The sequence below is a fragment of the Halomonas salipaludis genome (assembly GCF_002286975.1).
Classification (GTDB): Bacteria; Pseudomonadota; Gammaproteobacteria; order Pseudomonadales; family Halomonadaceae; genus Franzmannia; species Franzmannia salipaludis.
Map to the genome: position 1 here is coordinate 197,163 of NZ_NSKB01000006.1, position 13,945 is coordinate 211,107.

Consider the following 13,945-nt stretch of genomic DNA (forward strand, 5'->3'; position numbering starts at 1 on the left):
TAGTAATGTCGAAACCTATCTGGAGTGAACCGTGATCAGTCGTTATCTGGTTCTATTAACTGCAGCCATTGCCGTGATCGGTGCCAATTCGCTGGCGCTGAGTCCCATCGCCGCCGCGGTGGCGGCATCCTTCCCCGGGCGCAGCGCCGCCGATGTGATGACGGCTGCAGCGGTTTACGGCCTGGCCACGGCCGGTAGTGCACTGCTGCTGGCTGCGCTGGCCGATCGTATCGGTGCCGAGCGCGCACTGGTGCGGGCGCTGCTGGTGCTGTGCGTGGCGTTGGGGCTAGGCGCACTCTCGCCGGCGCTCTGGACATTGATCGCAGCCCAGGGACTTGCTGGGCTGGCGGCGGGCGTGGCGTTGCCTTCGATCTATACCCTCACCGCTCAGGTGGCGGCCCAGGGGCGCGAGAGCCAGACCCTGAGCTTCGTGCTGACGGGGTGGACGCTGAGCCTGGTGGTAGGAGTCGGCCTTGCGGCGCTGTTGGCCGACCTGCTGCACTGGCGCGCCGTCTTTACGGTACTGGCCCTGGTTGCCGTGGTATTGGCACTGGGAATATCGCGCTGCCACCACTGGGGAACGAGAGCAGGTGGTGAAACTCGGAGCTCCTCCCTCCAGGCCTTGCGAATTCCGGGTATTCGCTCGGTGCTGCTGAATGTCGCTGCCTATATGACGGCGTTCTACGGCCTGTACACCTATCTCGGCCCGCATCTGGGCGAGGTTCTGCAATTGCCTGCGTCCTTCGCGGGGCTGGCCATTGCCGTCTATGGCCTGGGTTTCGGCGCCGCGGCACCGCTGGGCCGGCTGGTCGACCGGCATGGTGCCAGTGCTGCCGCCTGTGTGTCCTTCGCTGGCCTGATGCTCGTCTACCTGGGGCTGATGGCGGCCGTACAGCTTCCGCTGGCACTGCTGGCGCTCTGTCTTGCCTGGGGGGTGGGCAATCACCTGGGCTTGAACCTGCTCATGCGCCAGCTTGCCGAACTCGACCCGGTGAAGCGCGGGGCCGTCATGGGGCTTTACAGCGCCATCACCTACCTGTGTGTGTTTGCCGGCGCGCTGCTCTACCGACCGATCTTCACGCACTATGGCTTTGCCGCTTGCGCCTGGGCGTCGGCGATGCTGGTACTGCCGGCACTGGGTTGGGCGCTGGGGCAGTGGCGCAGGAAACAGGCTGCGCTACGCTGTCGCTCGGAGACGTGATGACTTAGGAAAGGAGGTGTAACAGCATGATTGCCTACACGATGGTGGGTACCAAGAATCTCGAAAAAGCACAGGCATTCTATGATCCGCTTTTTGCTGGAATGGGCTGGGATGTCTGCTGGAAAGATGATTCCTGCGTTTCCTATGGAAGAGAAAGCGATCTCGAATTCCCCAGGTTCTTTGTCGGCTATCCCTTCGATGGCCAGGCAGCCAGCGTAGGCAATGGCACCATGACGGCCTTCCAGTTCACCACACCGGAACAGGTCGACAAGTTGTATGAAATAGCCATCAGCAATGGCGGCAGTGACGAAGGTGCGCCAGGTTATCGGCCTCAATACGCCGAAGGGTTCTACGCGGCGTATGTTCGTGATTGCGATGGCAACAAGTTGGCGTTCGTCATCTATCCAAGAGAGGCGGAATGACTCAGTGGCATCGGCGTCGTTGTTCGATTCCTTGCCTCGTGAGCGTAGCGCTGCCACGCTGCTGAGCCCGAATGGGAATATTGCCGATTTCCGAGCAGCTCTTAGACGCCGCTCCCTACGTCCGGACGGCTGCGGGATCCGCCGGGGGCCACCCTCCGGGCACGGACAATATCGTAGGTCGCTGCCGCCGCGGACAGCAGACCTGCCGCCAGAGCGCACACACCGATGGCGAAGGCGGGACCCACCGACGAGAGTAGGGCTGCGACCAGGATCCCCGCGAGCCCGTAGCCAATGCCATCTCCCGAGTACACCGCCGAAAAGCCGAACGCCCACTGGGACTCGCCAAGATCCTCCTGGACCAGGAGAGCACGGGAGACCAAGGTGGGAACCTCGATCAGGCCGGCGAAGACGAAGATCGCCGCCACTAGGTACCACTCGGGCACCAGAGCCAATGTCGCCGTCACGAAGCAGTAGACGATCACTAAGGCACTCGCGTGGATCCGCTGAGCGGGCCAGCGCCGGAGTCCGTAGATGAGCCCGCCGGCCACGCCGGCGGCGGCCGCCGTGCCGAGGATGAAGCCGGGCAAGGCTTCGGAGGCCCCCATATCGGTGAGCAGGGCAGGCAGCGCGACCGTTGCGCTACCCAGAGTGAACATCGTCGCCGCGTCCTGAGTGATCGAGGGCCAGATCTTCCGAATGACGCCTTTGGTACCGCTCGTCCCCCTGCGATCATGCGTCACTGCCGGGAGCCCCAGGGCCGCCACCGCACCGAGCACGGCCGCCACACCTAGTGCCAAGGTCGGCCATGACGGAGTCCCGACGACGATGAGCCCTGCGACCAACATCGGACCCACCGACCAGATTATCGCACTGATGGCCTCCTCGAAACTCAACGCGGCCTGTCGGGACGACACTGGAACCAGCCTCTGCAGGAGGCTGCGCAATCCACCATGCGCCCCGGCAGCGACACCTCCGCCAAGCGCGGCAAGCACGACCACCACAGGGAAGGGTAAATGGGAGCCGAACATAAAGAGACCCACGTAAAGCACTGCCTCAGCGGCGAGCACCAGGAAGGCCTCACGGTTGGCCGGCCTCAGGTCGAAACGCCGCCCCAGCCACGGGGCGAACAACGCCTCCGCCAACGCATGGCCACCCGCCAGAAGGGCTCCGGCGGCGAACGATCCGGTGATCTCGTGCCCGAGGTACACTAAGGCCAGCGGAGCCATAGTGACTGGAAGGCGTTGGCAGACCAGAACGAACGCCCACAATGGAACGCCTGGGGTGCGCAGTACCCGCGTGTAGCCGGCCACGCCGGCGGCACTGCCCGTCACTGTCTCTTCCTTTCCCCCTGGGCTGTCGAAGCTCACATGCTGGCCCTCCCTCAGCAATAATCGATTGCCCTACTTTTTATCGGGTGATCGAAAAGCCGCTGGAGTGTAGCAAACTAACCAACCCCGTAAAAATCCATACTTGGCCTCCACATAGGAGCGATCGTAGACCACTACTGCCTTGGGACTCTGGGCTCTCACCACGAGATCGAAGGTCGAGCTCATGTCCAAGGTGATCGCTTCGATTCGCTGTCGAGCGGAAACAGGCATGGCCGCAGCCGCTGTAGACTGGGGGAGTACGGTTATCGGGCTCCAGTTGGAGTCGCAGCATCTGATCTGTGAAGAACCAAATAAACCACCATCCTGAGATGCCGGTGCTCGTCGACCAGCAGCGTGGCGTGCTGGTACTCCCTCGGATTGGACTCTGCATCGAGAAGCGTGCCGATGCCGTAGCAATAGGCTTCGTGGTTGGGTTGCTCCCACCAGCGGCGAAAATCCGGCGAGAGCTTGGCAAGGGCATCGATCAGCTCCTGCATGGCCGGGTCCTCGGGGGCGGCTGCCAGGTCGCAACGGAACTGGGCCAGCAGGCGAGGGGCGTCCTGGTGCCAGTCGGGCAGCCTTCTGCGTAGCGCAGGGTCGGCGAACAGAAGGCGCATCATGTTGCGCTCCCCGCTTTCCCTATCGCTGAAGCCGAGCAGGGCATCGGCGACGGCGTTCCAGGCGATCACGTCCCAGCGCAGGTTCATCACGTAGGCGGGCCTTGCCATATCATCCATCAGCGTCTGCACCAGGGGCGGAATTTCCTGCCACTGGTAGGCCTCCACCGGCGGCGGGCGGCGGTGGGCGAGCAGGAACAGGTGGCAGCATTCGGCGTCGTCGAGCTTGAGTGCCTTGGAGACGCTGAGCAGGAAGCTCTCCGAGACGTTGATGTCACGCCCCTGTTCGAACCAGGTGTACCAAGTCAGTCCCACGCCGGCGAGGGTTGCCACCTCTTCGCGACGCAGCCCCGGTGTCCGGCGGCGTCCGGTGCTGGGCAGGCCGACGTCGGCCGGCGTCAGCTTGTTGCGGTGATGGATCAGGAAATCGGTGAGTTCGCTACGTGTCCTGTCGAGGCTGCGGCCTACCATGGCATTGCTCCTGTGTGGTGTTGCTCACGGTAATAGGATAAGTAGCTATATTGTACCCCTATAAGATCAGGTCAAGACTACCATGCCAACCCCAAGGAACAGGAGCATGGCATGGTTACCATCACAGAGCGGGACTCGAGTTCGCGTTCATCCCGGCAGCGGGCGAGTATCAAGGAGTGGGCCGGCCTGGCGGTATTGGCATTGCCCACCGTACTGCTGGGCCTCGACGTCACTATTCTCTATCTAGCGCTGCCCGCTCTGGCGGCGGATCTGCAGCCGAGCAGCACCCAGGCGCTGTGGATCATGGATGCCTACGGCTTCATGATCGCCGGCTTCTTGATCACCATGGGCACCCTGGGTGACCGCATCGGCCGTCGCCGGCTACTGATGATCGGTGCCGTGGCCTTCGGCGTCACTTCGGTGATCGCGGCCTACTCCACCAGCGCCGCCATGCTGATTGCCGCCCGCGCTGTGCTCGGTGTGGCCGGTGCGACGCTGATGCCGTCGACCCTGGCGCTGATCAGCAACATGTTCGGCGATGTACGCCAGCGCGCCCTGGCCATCGGTATATGGGCCACCATGTTCGCCCTGGGCATGGCGCTGGGGCCGGTGGTGGGTGGCGTACTGCTGGAACGCTTCTGGTGGGGCTCGGCCTTTCTGGTGGCGGTGCCGGTGGTGGTCGTACTGCTGATCGCGGCGCCGATGCTGCTGCCGGAGTATCGTGCTTCTCGCAGTGGCCCGCTGGACTTCACCAGCGTGCTGCTCTCGCTGGCGGCGATTCTGCCGGCCGTGTATGGCGTGAAGGAGATCGCCAAGGCGGGGCTCGAACCCGTTCCGTTGCTGGCGTTGGCGCTGGGGGCGCTGATGGCGCTCATCTTCGTGCGTCGGCAGCAGCATCTGAACGACCCGCTGCTCGATATGCGGCTGTTTGGGAGTCGCACCTTCAGCGCAGCACTGATCGTACTGCTGGTGGGCCTGGTCGGCGTTTCCGGTGTCATGCTGCTGGTAACTCAGTATCTACAGTTGGTGGCGGGGCTCACGCCGTTGGCGGCCGGGCTGTGGATGGGGCCGCCGGCGCTGATGATGGTGCTGGCGGGCATCGTGGCGCCGCTGATCGCGCGACGTATTCGTCCTGGCTATGTGGTGGGCGCCGCGCTCACGCTCTCGACGCTGGGCTACTGGCTGCTGGCCAGTGTCGACGTGAATTCCAGCGGAGTGGGCATGGCGATAGCCGGGTTCTCGCTGGTCTATCTCGGCCTGGGCACGATCGCTGCGCTGGGCACCGACCTGGTGGTAGGCGCGGCGCCGGCGGAAAAGGCCGGTTCGGCCTCGGCCATGTCGGAGATGGTGCAGGAGTTGGGTGTTGCGCTGGGCGTGGCCCTGCTCGGCAGTCTGGCCACCTTCGTCTATCGCGCCCAGGTCAGCGCGACGATGGCCGATAGTGGCGCTGCCGAGATGGCGGGCATCGTGGAGGAGAGCCTGTGGGCCACCGTTGCGGCCGGCGATAGTCTGCCTGCCGGCGTATTGCTGGAAGCCCAGCAAGCCTTTACGGCCGGGCTGAACGTGACCGCCACGGTGGGAGGCATCGCCATCCTGGCGCTGGCAGTGCTTTCCATCGTCAGCCTGCGCCATGTCGGAGCGATAGGCGGAGAAGCTCAGGAGCGAGCGGACGAGAAAGGCGAGCCCTGCTCGCTCTGCTAGGCCGAACAACTAGTCAGTGCGTTCCAGCTCGCCATGGCGCAGTCGGCAATGGCCTGCAGTGTTTCTCTTGAGGCGCCGTCACGGGCCTGAATCGACATGCCGTGCTGCAAAGTGACGTAATAATTGGCGATTGCCGTGCAATCGCTGGAAGCGGGCAACTCGCCTTCCTCTACAGCACGCCTCAGTCGGCGCTCCAGCAGGCAACCGTTGGCCTGCCGGTGCGCCTTCAAGGCATCGCAGACCTGTGAGTTGGCGCCCTGCATCTGCGGGGCGGCAAGCACGATCATGCAGCCGCGTGGAGCAGGGCCCCGTGTGAATGCCTCGGCCGTGGTGTTCAGCACATGCTCGATGGCGGCGCGTGCCGTAGGCGCTGTCTCGACCTGCTCCCAGATGCCGCTACCCTCCGTGCGTACGTAGAGCGCTACTGCTTCCTGGAACAGTGACTCCTTGCTGCCGAAGGTGGCGTAGAGGCTGGGTGCGTTGATACCCATGGCTCGGGTCAGGTCGGCAAGCGAGGCGTTGTCGTAGCCCTGGGACCAGAACACCTCCATGGCTCGGCGTAGGGCCTCTTCTCTGTCGAAGCCGCGTGGTCTACCACGCTGGGGCATGTCTCACTCCTTTTGTATCGATAACTACAAAATAGCTTGACAGCGACTCGCATGTCTAGCCATCTTGTATATGTAGTGATCACTACATAAATCACATGAACGGAGACGAGATATGCAGCGACTCAGTGGCAAGACAGCGTTGATCACCGGTGGCAGCCGTGGAATAGGGGCCGCCATTGCCCGGCGGCTGGCGGCGGAAGGGGCAAGCGTGGCGGTGACCTATGTCAGCGGCGAAGCCCTGGCGCAGACAGTGGTGGACGAGATCGCCTCGGCGGGTGGCCGTGCTATGGCGATTCACGCCGACAACCGTGACGACGCGGCGCTCGAGGCCGCCGTCGAGCGCACGGTGGCCGAGTTAGGCGGGCTCGATATTCTGGTCAACAATGCGGGAATCTTCCCGACCGGGTCTATCGAAGAGGTCACTTTGGAAGAGCTGGATCGTACGATCGCGATCAACCTGCGCGCCCCTGTGGTAGCTGCCATGGCAGCGGCGGGGCATATGCCGGAGGGCGGGCGCATCATCACCATCGGCAGCAACCTCGCCGTTCGGGTACCTTGGCCAGGTATCAGCCTGTATGCCATGAGCAAGGCGGGCCTGGTGGGGCTGACCAAGGGGATGGCGCGGGACCTCGGGCCCCGCGGCATCAACGTCAATATCGTCCACCCGGGCTCCACCGATACCGACATGAATCCCGTCGACGGCGAACTCTCCGATCCCCAGCGTAGCTTGATGGCCATACCTCGCTACAACGAGGCCGACGACGTGGCCGGCCTGGTGACCTGGCTGGCGGGGCCGGAAGGGCGTTCGGTGACCGGTGCCGAGTTCACCATCGACGGAGGCGCCAATATCTAAACTCGCCCCGATCCCGACTCGTTGATCAGGATCGGGATCGGCTGGCATCCTATAACGCCACCCTCGAGGACCTCAAGGCGATTCAGGAGCCGCTTGGTGCCGCAGTGATGGAGTTTGCCTTGCGGCCGCTCGGGTGTGTGACCATTCCTTTGGATGAGCTAAGGGGTATGGCTGAGCAAGGCCTTGAGGTGATGCTCCCCCAATTGCCACTAGTGTTCGAACGAGCGTGTCTTCTGGCTGCTCGACACACCCTTGCCCTCTCCGTATCAAGGACTGGCCATGTTCGAGGTGCACATTGGCACCTCGGCACTGGGAATGCTTCCCGACGATATCATCGATGCCATTAGGCAGTTCTCTTTGGCGCTCAAGCGCTAACCAGGCGCGCCAGCACCGCCTCGCAGAGGGCCTCTACCGGTTGCCGGGAGTCGAGCCGCATGACAGGGCACGGGAGTCGGCGTAGCCAGCGTTCGTGAAGGTCGAAGCTGCGTAGCGGTGCCTTGCCGGTGTCGTAGCGACTGGCCCAGTCCATGAACTCCTGGTGGGTGTCATGCATGTCTCCGCCGGGCTGGATACGATCGCCATAGCGCGCTCGCTCACGGTCGAGCAGTCGCCCCATGCGTTGCGCATGGGGGAGTGAGAGAAATATCGCCATGGTGAAGTGATGCAGCAAGGGATCCCCCCAACTGCACAGGGAACCGGCAAGTACCCATGAATCGCACTCGGCTATCTCGCCCTCGATCCTGGCAACTCGCTCAGCGGGATCACGCTTTGTGGTAAATGGGGGATCGGTGGGTTGCCAGTAGTAGGTGTCGGTATCCAGAAAGGGGATATCCAGCTGCTTGGCCAGCGCCGTGCCCAGGGTCGTCGTTCCGGACCCCGAGGCACCGAAGAGATGCAGTCGTACCGCCATGCGTTGCTCATCCCTGATACAGAAAGGGTGATCTGTCGCCCTGTTCGATGGTGGGCACTGAAATGAGCGGCGCATTATAGCCATCTCGTCCCATGAGGCAAGATGCGACATGGGAGGCCCCAATACGCCGCTCAGCCCGATCCAACGACACCTGCAGGCATTCGCCGGCGAACTCGTCGACCCCCAGCGCAGCTTGATGACCATCTCCCGCTGTAACGAGGCCGACGACGTGGCCGGCCTGGTGACCTGGCTGGTAGGGTCGGAAGGGCGTTCGGTGACAGGTCGTCGATCAGGGGCGGGATCGGCTGGTGGTCCTACAGGACTCAGCGTTGTACGAAGGTCAGAATGGCGGCCGCCACTTGTTCGGGGGCTTCCCGGTGAGGGAAGTGCCCGACGCCTTCCAGTAGCTGGCGATGGTAGGGGCCGGTAAAGAAATCGTCCTTGCCGGCGGAGCTGTCGGGGTGATTGCAGGCATCGGCATCACCGTGCAGCACCAGCGTTGGCACAGCTAATCTGGGAGCCGGGGTGAGCCGTGCCTCGTCTTCGCCATAGGCGGGATCCCCGGCGGCGAACCCCCAGCGATGACGGTACGAGTGTAGAACCACGCTTGCCCAGTCAGGATTGTCAAACGCCGCGGCGGCCGTGGCGAAATCCTTCTCCTGGTACCAACCTGCAGGCGACCAGCTATCCCACATCATGCGTGTGAAGGCGTGGCGGTCCTGTTCGACGGTGAGTGCCCCGCGAGGGGTGGCCATGTACCAGTGGTACCAGTAGTTGCGTGCTTGGGTGAGTGAAATGGGCTGCTGGGGGTCGTTGGTACCGTAGCCCACCGAGAGCATGATCAGGTGCGATCCGGCTGCAGGATCGAGTCCGCAGGCGTTGGCTACGGCTCGGGCTCCCCAGTCGTGACCCACCAGGATCGGATGCTGCAGTCCAAGTGCCGCCATGAACGCCAGCAGGTCGCGTCCCAGGGAGGCGAGCTGGCCACTGCGAGGTGTTTCAGCGTAGCGGAAGCGGGTTGGCCCGAAACCGCGCAGGGCCGGACACAACACGCGGTAACCGGCCTGAGCCAGGCGCTCGGCGACATCGGACCAGCCTTCAGGGCTGTCTGGCCAACCATGGATCAGTATCGCGGTGCGTTCACCTTGGGCGTTCCATTCCAGGTAGCCGATTTCCAGGGTCGAGGTAGTGACAGTGGCATGGTGCGGCATGATGGGGTTCCTTGTGTGTTGGGTGACACCGCGAGCATAGCGCTGCGATAAGTGTTGATTGGCAAGTAATCCGGTGGTATTCACAATGTTTTGTGAATAGTGGAGTGGCCGTCATGTCTCAGGCGAGCCTGGATATCGTACTGCTGCGTACCTTTCTGGCGGTGGTGGAGAGCGGTGGTTTCGCGGCGGCGGCCGAGCGGCTAGCACTGACACCTTCGGCGGTCAGCGGGCATATCAAACGCCTGGAACAGGCGACGCAGAGTCGTCTGCTGGCGCGTACGACGCGTACGCTTCAGCTGACCCCGCCTGGGGAGCTGCTGGTTACCTATGCACGCAATATCATCGGCCTGGAGCGCGAGGCGCGTGCTCGGCTAAGCGGCTCGACGATCAGCGGCCGCTTGCGTATTGGCGCCTCGGAAGATTTTGCCGGTAGCTGGCTGCCCCAGGTCTTGGAAACCTTCCATCGCTGGTATCCCCAAGCGTCCGTCGAGCTGCGCGTGGGCGTGACGGCGGATCTGGTCAGGCAGCTCCAGGCTGACCGGCTTGATGTGGTATTCGGTAAGCAGTGTATGCGTGTGGCTGAGGAGGGCGAGCTGCTCTGGCAGGAGGAGTTGGTCTGGGCTTATGGCGCTCACTGCCCCTTCGACATCGAGGGAGAGGTGCCTTTGGCGGCCTTTCCCGAGCCCTGCGTATACCGCGAGGCGGCGATGGCGGCCCTGAGCCAGGCAGCCCGCGCCTGGCGTCTGGTCTTCGAGAGCAGCAGCATGGCCGGTTGTGTAGCCGCGGCGCGGGCGGGTTTCGCGGTGGCTCCGGTGGCACGCAGCCAGTTGCGTGAAGGGCTGCGTACCCTGGACGCCGAAGACGGTATGCCGCCGCTACCCAATGCCTGTTTCTACGCCTTTGCCAATCCCGGCTCGTCGGCTGCGCGGGCGTTGATAGCGCAGGTGAAGGAGATCGGCTGGCAGCGGCGTTTCACCGGCCTGGGTCTATGATCGGCTGGTCATCGGCCAGCCGGTTGGGCGTCAGTCGCGGATTTGAGCGGCGACGTCCTGAGTAATGCCCGGACTCGTTGTCAGGCTGCCCACCAGTGCATCGATCTCCTGTTCGGCCCGATCCAACGACGTCTGCAGGCGCTCGCCGCCGAACTCATCGTACTCCACGGCGATACCGTGTACGTCCTCGATGCCCAGGTAGCTAAATACGGTACGAATGTGCGGCTCGACGTGGTTGGCCTGGGCCATGCGCCCACCTGGCTCGTAGCCGTAGTCGCCCCGGGAGCCCAGCACCACCAGCCGCTTGTGCATGTCGGTCAACATCGGCCAGTAGGGCAGCCCCTGGCGCGAGCGGTCGAAGCCGAAGGTGCGTCCCACTCTCACGATGTTGTCGATATAGGCCTTGAAGCCCGCCGGGACGCCGAAGTTATACATCGGTACGCCAGCAACGATCAGGTCCGCTTCGAGTAGCTCGTCGACCAGCGCATCGCTCTCGGCCAGAGCGTCGTGCATCCAGGGTTCACGCGCCTCCGGCTTGGTGAAGGCGGCATGGATCCACTCTCCGCTGACCGGATGAGGCGGGTGCTGGCCCAGGTCGCGATAGAGAATGCGGTCATCGGGATGGGCCTTTTGCCATTGCTCGACGAAACGAGCGCTAAGACGACGCGAGTGGGAGCCGTGGGGATCGATTCCGGAACGTCCGGGGCGCGCGCTGGCATCAAGATGGAGTAGGGTGGTCATGGGTCACCTCCTGTTAACTGCGCTTATCGGTAGTGATGTGCGAATGACAGGATCCATGCCATTACAATGGACTGACAAACGATCTATTCTTGGAAGATGAATAAGCTCAGCTTTCCTATAGTGCCCTCCAGGGTAAGCCTCCAATGAATCGACGCCAGTTGCCGCTTTCCCAGCTGCGCGCCTTCGAGGCGGCGGCGCGACATCGCAGTTTCAAGCAGGCCGCCGAGGAGCTGGGCGTGACCCCGGCGGCCATCAGTCAGCAGGTAAGGGAGCTGGAAGCGCTACTTGATGTGGCCCTGTTTGAGCGGCGCGTCCGCCAGGTGGTGCCGACGGCGGCGGCGGAACACCTGTATCCGGTGTTGTGCCACGGCTTCAACGCCTTCGGTGACGCCCTTGAGGCGCTGCGTGAGCAGACGGCGCCGGCCAGCGTCACGCTCTCCTGCACCCCAGCCTTTGCCAGCCACTGGCTGTTGCCGCGGCTGGCCGACTTCCATGAACGCCACCCCGATATCGATTTGCGCATTCACGCCAGCGAAGTGCCCCTGGATCTATCGCGCGGTGCCGCGCTGGCGATTCGCTACGGCATGGGGCCTTACCCGGAGCATCAGGTCGAGGTGCTGGCAGAGGACAGCTTTGCCCTGGTGGCCAGCCCGCAGCTGGGGCTGAGCGGGTATGAGGATCTGCACAGGGTCCGGCACATCGTCTTCGACTGGTACTGCGCTACGCTGGGCCTGCCGTCTTGGCAGCACTGGTGCCAAGCGGCGGGTGGCAGCATCGCCGACCTGGGCCCGAGCCTGACCTTCTCCGACGAGAGCCATGCGATCCAGGCCGCCATTGCCGGCCAGGGCGTGGCGCTGCTGAGTCAGACGCTGGTGAGGGATGAACTTGAACGTGGCGTGCTGCAGGTCCCCTTCGGGCCAAGGCTTCCCGGGCTGCGTTATCAGCTGATTCGGCACAGCCGCTTCGCTGGCCATGTTGCCCTCGAGCGGGTCGCCGAATGGCTGAGAGAGACCTTTGTAGAAGCGCCGAATAAGGAGGCGGAGTGATGAGTTCTCGGGCACGGCGGCCGACGTTTTGCTTACCGGCTAATGCCCGAGGAGGGCATGCTAAAGTGATTGTAAACCTATCCATAACGAGACAAGAGAGATGAACCTCGAGCTCTGGCTGGCCTTTGCGGCCGCTTCCATCTACTGGGTGGTTCGCTGCTTTCGGGCGCCGGGGTGTGGGCGCTGCTGGCCAGGCGGCAGGTCTAAGGAATCTCCGGTGCTGAATGCCATCCGTCAGACAAGGAGAGCGTCATGATACCGCTATCCGATCTGCTGCTTTTCGCCATGGCCGCCCTGATCGTAGTGCTGACCCCGGGGCCGAACATGGTCTACTTGATCTCGCGCTCGATCTGCCAGGGGCGGGCCGCGGGCGTGATCTCGCTGTTCGGTGTAATGGCAGGCTTCCTGGTGCATATGCTGGCCGCGGCCGTAGGCTTGACCGCGCTGTTCCTGGCCATTCCCTTGGCCTACGAGATACTCAAGTGGCTCGGCGCGCTGTACCTGCTCTTTCTGGCTTGGCAAGCGGTCAGGCCAGGTGCGCGTTCGCCCTTCGAGGCTCGCACGCTTCCTGCAGATCGGCCTCGCAAGTTGTTCCTGATGGGATTTCTGACCAACCTGCTCAACCCCAAGATCGCCGTGTTCTACCTGGCGATCTTCCCCCAGTTCGTCTCGCCCGAGTATGGTCCCGTCCTTCTCCAGAGCATGGTGCTGGGCTTCACCCAGATCGGGGTGAGCTTCACGGTCAACCTGGCCATCGCCCTGTCAGCGGCGGGTATCGCCACTTGGTTCCAGCAGCGTCCAATCTGGCTGGCCGTACAACGCTATGTCATGGGAGGCGTGCTGGCAGGGATGGCGGCCAAGCTCGCCGCGGAGCCGCGGCATACCGCCTAGGGTACGAGGTCATGGACGGCGAGAGGCTGTCCGCTGGATTGGCAGGATCGCTGCCGACGATAGGTGCCCGGGCTCTTGCCCATGATCCGCCGAAATCGATGATGGAAGGTCGAAAGGTCATTGAAGCCGGCGTCGAATGCGATCGTCGAGATAGGCTCGTCGGTGATGAGGAGCCAATGTGCGGCTCGCTTCATGCGCAAGTGCAGTACGTACTGGTACGGCGTCATGCCGATGACGCTGAGAAAGGTGCGTAGAAAGTGGTAACGGCTCATATGAGCACTGTCGGCGAGCGCGTCCAGAGAGAGGTCGTCCTTCTGGGCTTCATGAATGCTCCTTTCGATATGGCGTACCGCTTCGGTAACTCGGCGCTCATGGCGTGGACTTGCGCTCCCCCTCCCGGGTCGCTCGTCATGGGCCAACTGCATGACGGTTTCCGCCCAGAGCGGCACGAGCTCGACCAGTGCTGGCTTCTCCAGCACGGCCGCGGACGCCAAGGCGGCGGTGACGGGTGCCAGCGCTGGGCTCGGCGAAAGCATCGGGCGATCGAAGGTCGTGCTGCGCATGCCCGGCACCTCGGCCACTAGGTTTTCCCAGTATTCCGGCGTCAGGCGAATGGAGATGCAGCGGTCTCCGGCACCGTGCTCATGGCTGCAGCAAAAGCACTGCCCCACGTTGCCGAGCAGGAGGCCGCCGGGTGGTAGCAGCGCCTTGCCGGTCTCGGTTCGATACAGGAAGGTACCGCTCATGACCCCGGCGATGATGACGCTGCCATGCCGCTCCTCGAAGGGGCGATCCTGCGGCCCCGCGGTGCAGATAAGCTTCTGCATTTCCCAGCCCGGTCCAGTCGCGATCAGATTGGCCGTCGTTGTCATGACCGATACCCTTGTGCATGAGCGGCGTGGCAAGTAGAGCAA

Annotated in this window: 15 protein-coding genes; 7 read left to right on the forward strand and 8 right to left on the reverse strand. The window is 63.3% G+C overall.

All coding sequences use genetic code 11. The annotated features are described in order from the left end of the window. Positions 1–31: 31 nt before the first annotated feature. Both CK498_RS16595 and CK498_RS16600 read left to right on the forward strand, forming a co-directional pair. On the forward strand, positions 32–1,201 hold the full coding sequence (locus CK498_RS16595) for an MFS transporter (protein WP_095621970.1): 1,170 nt from the start codon (positions 32–34) through the stop codon (positions 1,199–1,201). A 26-nt stretch (positions 1,202–1,227) separates the two neighbouring features. Next, complete coding sequence (locus CK498_RS16600; protein ID WP_095621971.1) at positions 1,228–1,623, forward strand: VOC family protein; 396 nt, start codon at positions 1,228–1,230, stop codon at positions 1,621–1,623. A 101-nt stretch (positions 1,624–1,724) separates the two neighbouring features. On the opposite strand, the gene CK498_RS16605 is transcribed toward CK498_RS16600, so the two are convergent. From CK498_RS16605 to CK498_RS16610, 3 genes are read right to left on the reverse strand one after another with little or no spacing between them, the layout of a single operon-like run. Continuing rightward, on the reverse strand, positions 1,725–2,990 hold the full coding sequence (locus tag CK498_RS16605) for an MFS transporter (protein ID WP_141246974.1): 1,266 nt from the start codon (positions 2,988–2,990) through the stop codon (positions 1,725–1,727). Positions 2,991–3,023: 33 nt separating this feature from the next. Beyond that, entirely contained in the window at positions 3,024–3,221 is a 198-nt protein-coding gene (locus CK498_RS26895; protein WP_141246975.1) for a transposase, read from the reverse strand. A 32-nt stretch (positions 3,222–3,253) separates the two neighbouring features. Beyond that, a complete protein-coding gene (locus CK498_RS16610) occupies positions 3,254–4,078 on the reverse strand; it encodes a helix-turn-helix transcriptional regulator (RefSeq protein ID WP_095621973.1) in 825 nt (274 codons plus the stop codon). A gap of 111 nt (positions 4,079–4,189) precedes the next feature. Between CK498_RS16610 and CK498_RS16615 the strand changes: the two genes are divergently transcribed. Then, the gene (locus tag CK498_RS16615; RefSeq protein WP_095621974.1) at positions 4,190–5,779 is read left to right on the forward strand and encodes an MFS transporter; all 1,590 of its coding nucleotides are present in this window, start codon (positions 4,190–4,192) and stop codon (positions 5,777–5,779) included. Here the strand turns inward: CK498_RS16615 and CK498_RS16620 are convergent. Beyond that, complete coding sequence (locus CK498_RS16620) at positions 5,776–6,387, reverse strand: TetR/AcrR family transcriptional regulator (protein WP_095621975.1); 612 nt, start codon at positions 6,385–6,387, stop codon at positions 5,776–5,778. The two genes, CK498_RS16615 and CK498_RS16620, sit on opposite strands and share 4 nt — an antisense overlap. A 112-nt stretch (positions 6,388–6,499) precedes the next feature. Here CK498_RS16620 and CK498_RS16625 point away from each other — a divergent pair, with 112 nt between their 5' ends. Beyond that, positions 6,500–7,240, forward strand: a complete 741-nt coding sequence (locus CK498_RS16625; RefSeq protein WP_095621976.1) for an SDR family NAD(P)-dependent oxidoreductase — start codon at positions 6,500–6,502, stop codon at positions 7,238–7,240. A gap of 364 nt (positions 7,241–7,604) precedes the next feature. Here CK498_RS16625 and CK498_RS16630 read toward each other — a convergent pair whose 3' ends face one another. Both CK498_RS16630 and CK498_RS16640 read right to left on the reverse strand, forming a co-directional pair. After that, the gene (locus tag CK498_RS16630; RefSeq protein ID WP_095621977.1) at positions 7,605–8,150 is read right to left on the reverse strand and encodes a P-loop NTPase family protein; all 546 of its coding nucleotides are present in this window, start codon (positions 8,148–8,150) and stop codon (positions 7,605–7,607) included. Between the two features lie 323 nt (positions 8,151–8,473). Continuing rightward, positions 8,474–9,361 carry an alpha/beta fold hydrolase gene (locus CK498_RS16640; protein ID WP_095621978.1) on the reverse strand — a complete coding sequence of 296 codons (888 nt, stop codon included), beginning with the start codon at positions 9,359–9,361 and terminating at the stop codon, positions 8,474–8,476. Positions 9,362–9,474: 113 nt separating this feature from the next. Between CK498_RS16640 and CK498_RS16645 the strand changes: the two genes are divergently transcribed. Further along, a complete protein-coding gene (locus tag CK498_RS16645) occupies positions 9,475–10,353 on the forward strand; it encodes a LysR family transcriptional regulator (RefSeq protein WP_095621979.1) in 879 nt (292 codons plus the stop codon). 30 nt (positions 10,354–10,383) lie between these two features. On the opposite strand, the gene CK498_RS16650 is transcribed toward CK498_RS16645, so the two are convergent. Beyond that, positions 10,384–11,094: an FMN-dependent NADH-azoreductase gene (locus tag CK498_RS16650; protein ID WP_095621980.1), complete on the reverse strand. Its 711-nt coding sequence runs from the start codon at positions 11,092–11,094 to the stop codon at positions 10,384–10,386. A gap of 143 nt (positions 11,095–11,237) precedes the next feature. Between CK498_RS16650 and CK498_RS16655 the strand changes: the two genes are divergently transcribed. Together CK498_RS16655 and CK498_RS16660 are read left to right on the forward strand one after the other, a co-directional pair. Next, positions 11,238–12,140, forward strand: a complete 903-nt coding sequence (locus CK498_RS16655; protein WP_095621981.1) for a LysR substrate-binding domain-containing protein — start codon at positions 11,238–11,240, stop codon at positions 12,138–12,140. A gap of 252 nt (positions 12,141–12,392) precedes the next feature. Next, positions 12,393–13,031, forward strand: coding sequence for a LysE family translocator (locus CK498_RS16660; RefSeq protein ID WP_095621982.1), 639 nt, complete (start codon positions 12,393–12,395; stop codon positions 13,029–13,031). On the opposite strand, the gene CK498_RS16665 is transcribed toward CK498_RS16660, so the two are convergent. Continuing rightward, on the reverse strand, positions 13,028–13,903 hold the full coding sequence (locus CK498_RS16665; protein ID WP_095621983.1) for a helix-turn-helix transcriptional regulator: 876 nt from the start codon (positions 13,901–13,903) through the stop codon (positions 13,028–13,030). The genes CK498_RS16660 and CK498_RS16665 overlap by 4 nt on opposite strands. Between the last annotated feature and the right edge of the window lie 42 nt (positions 13,904–13,945).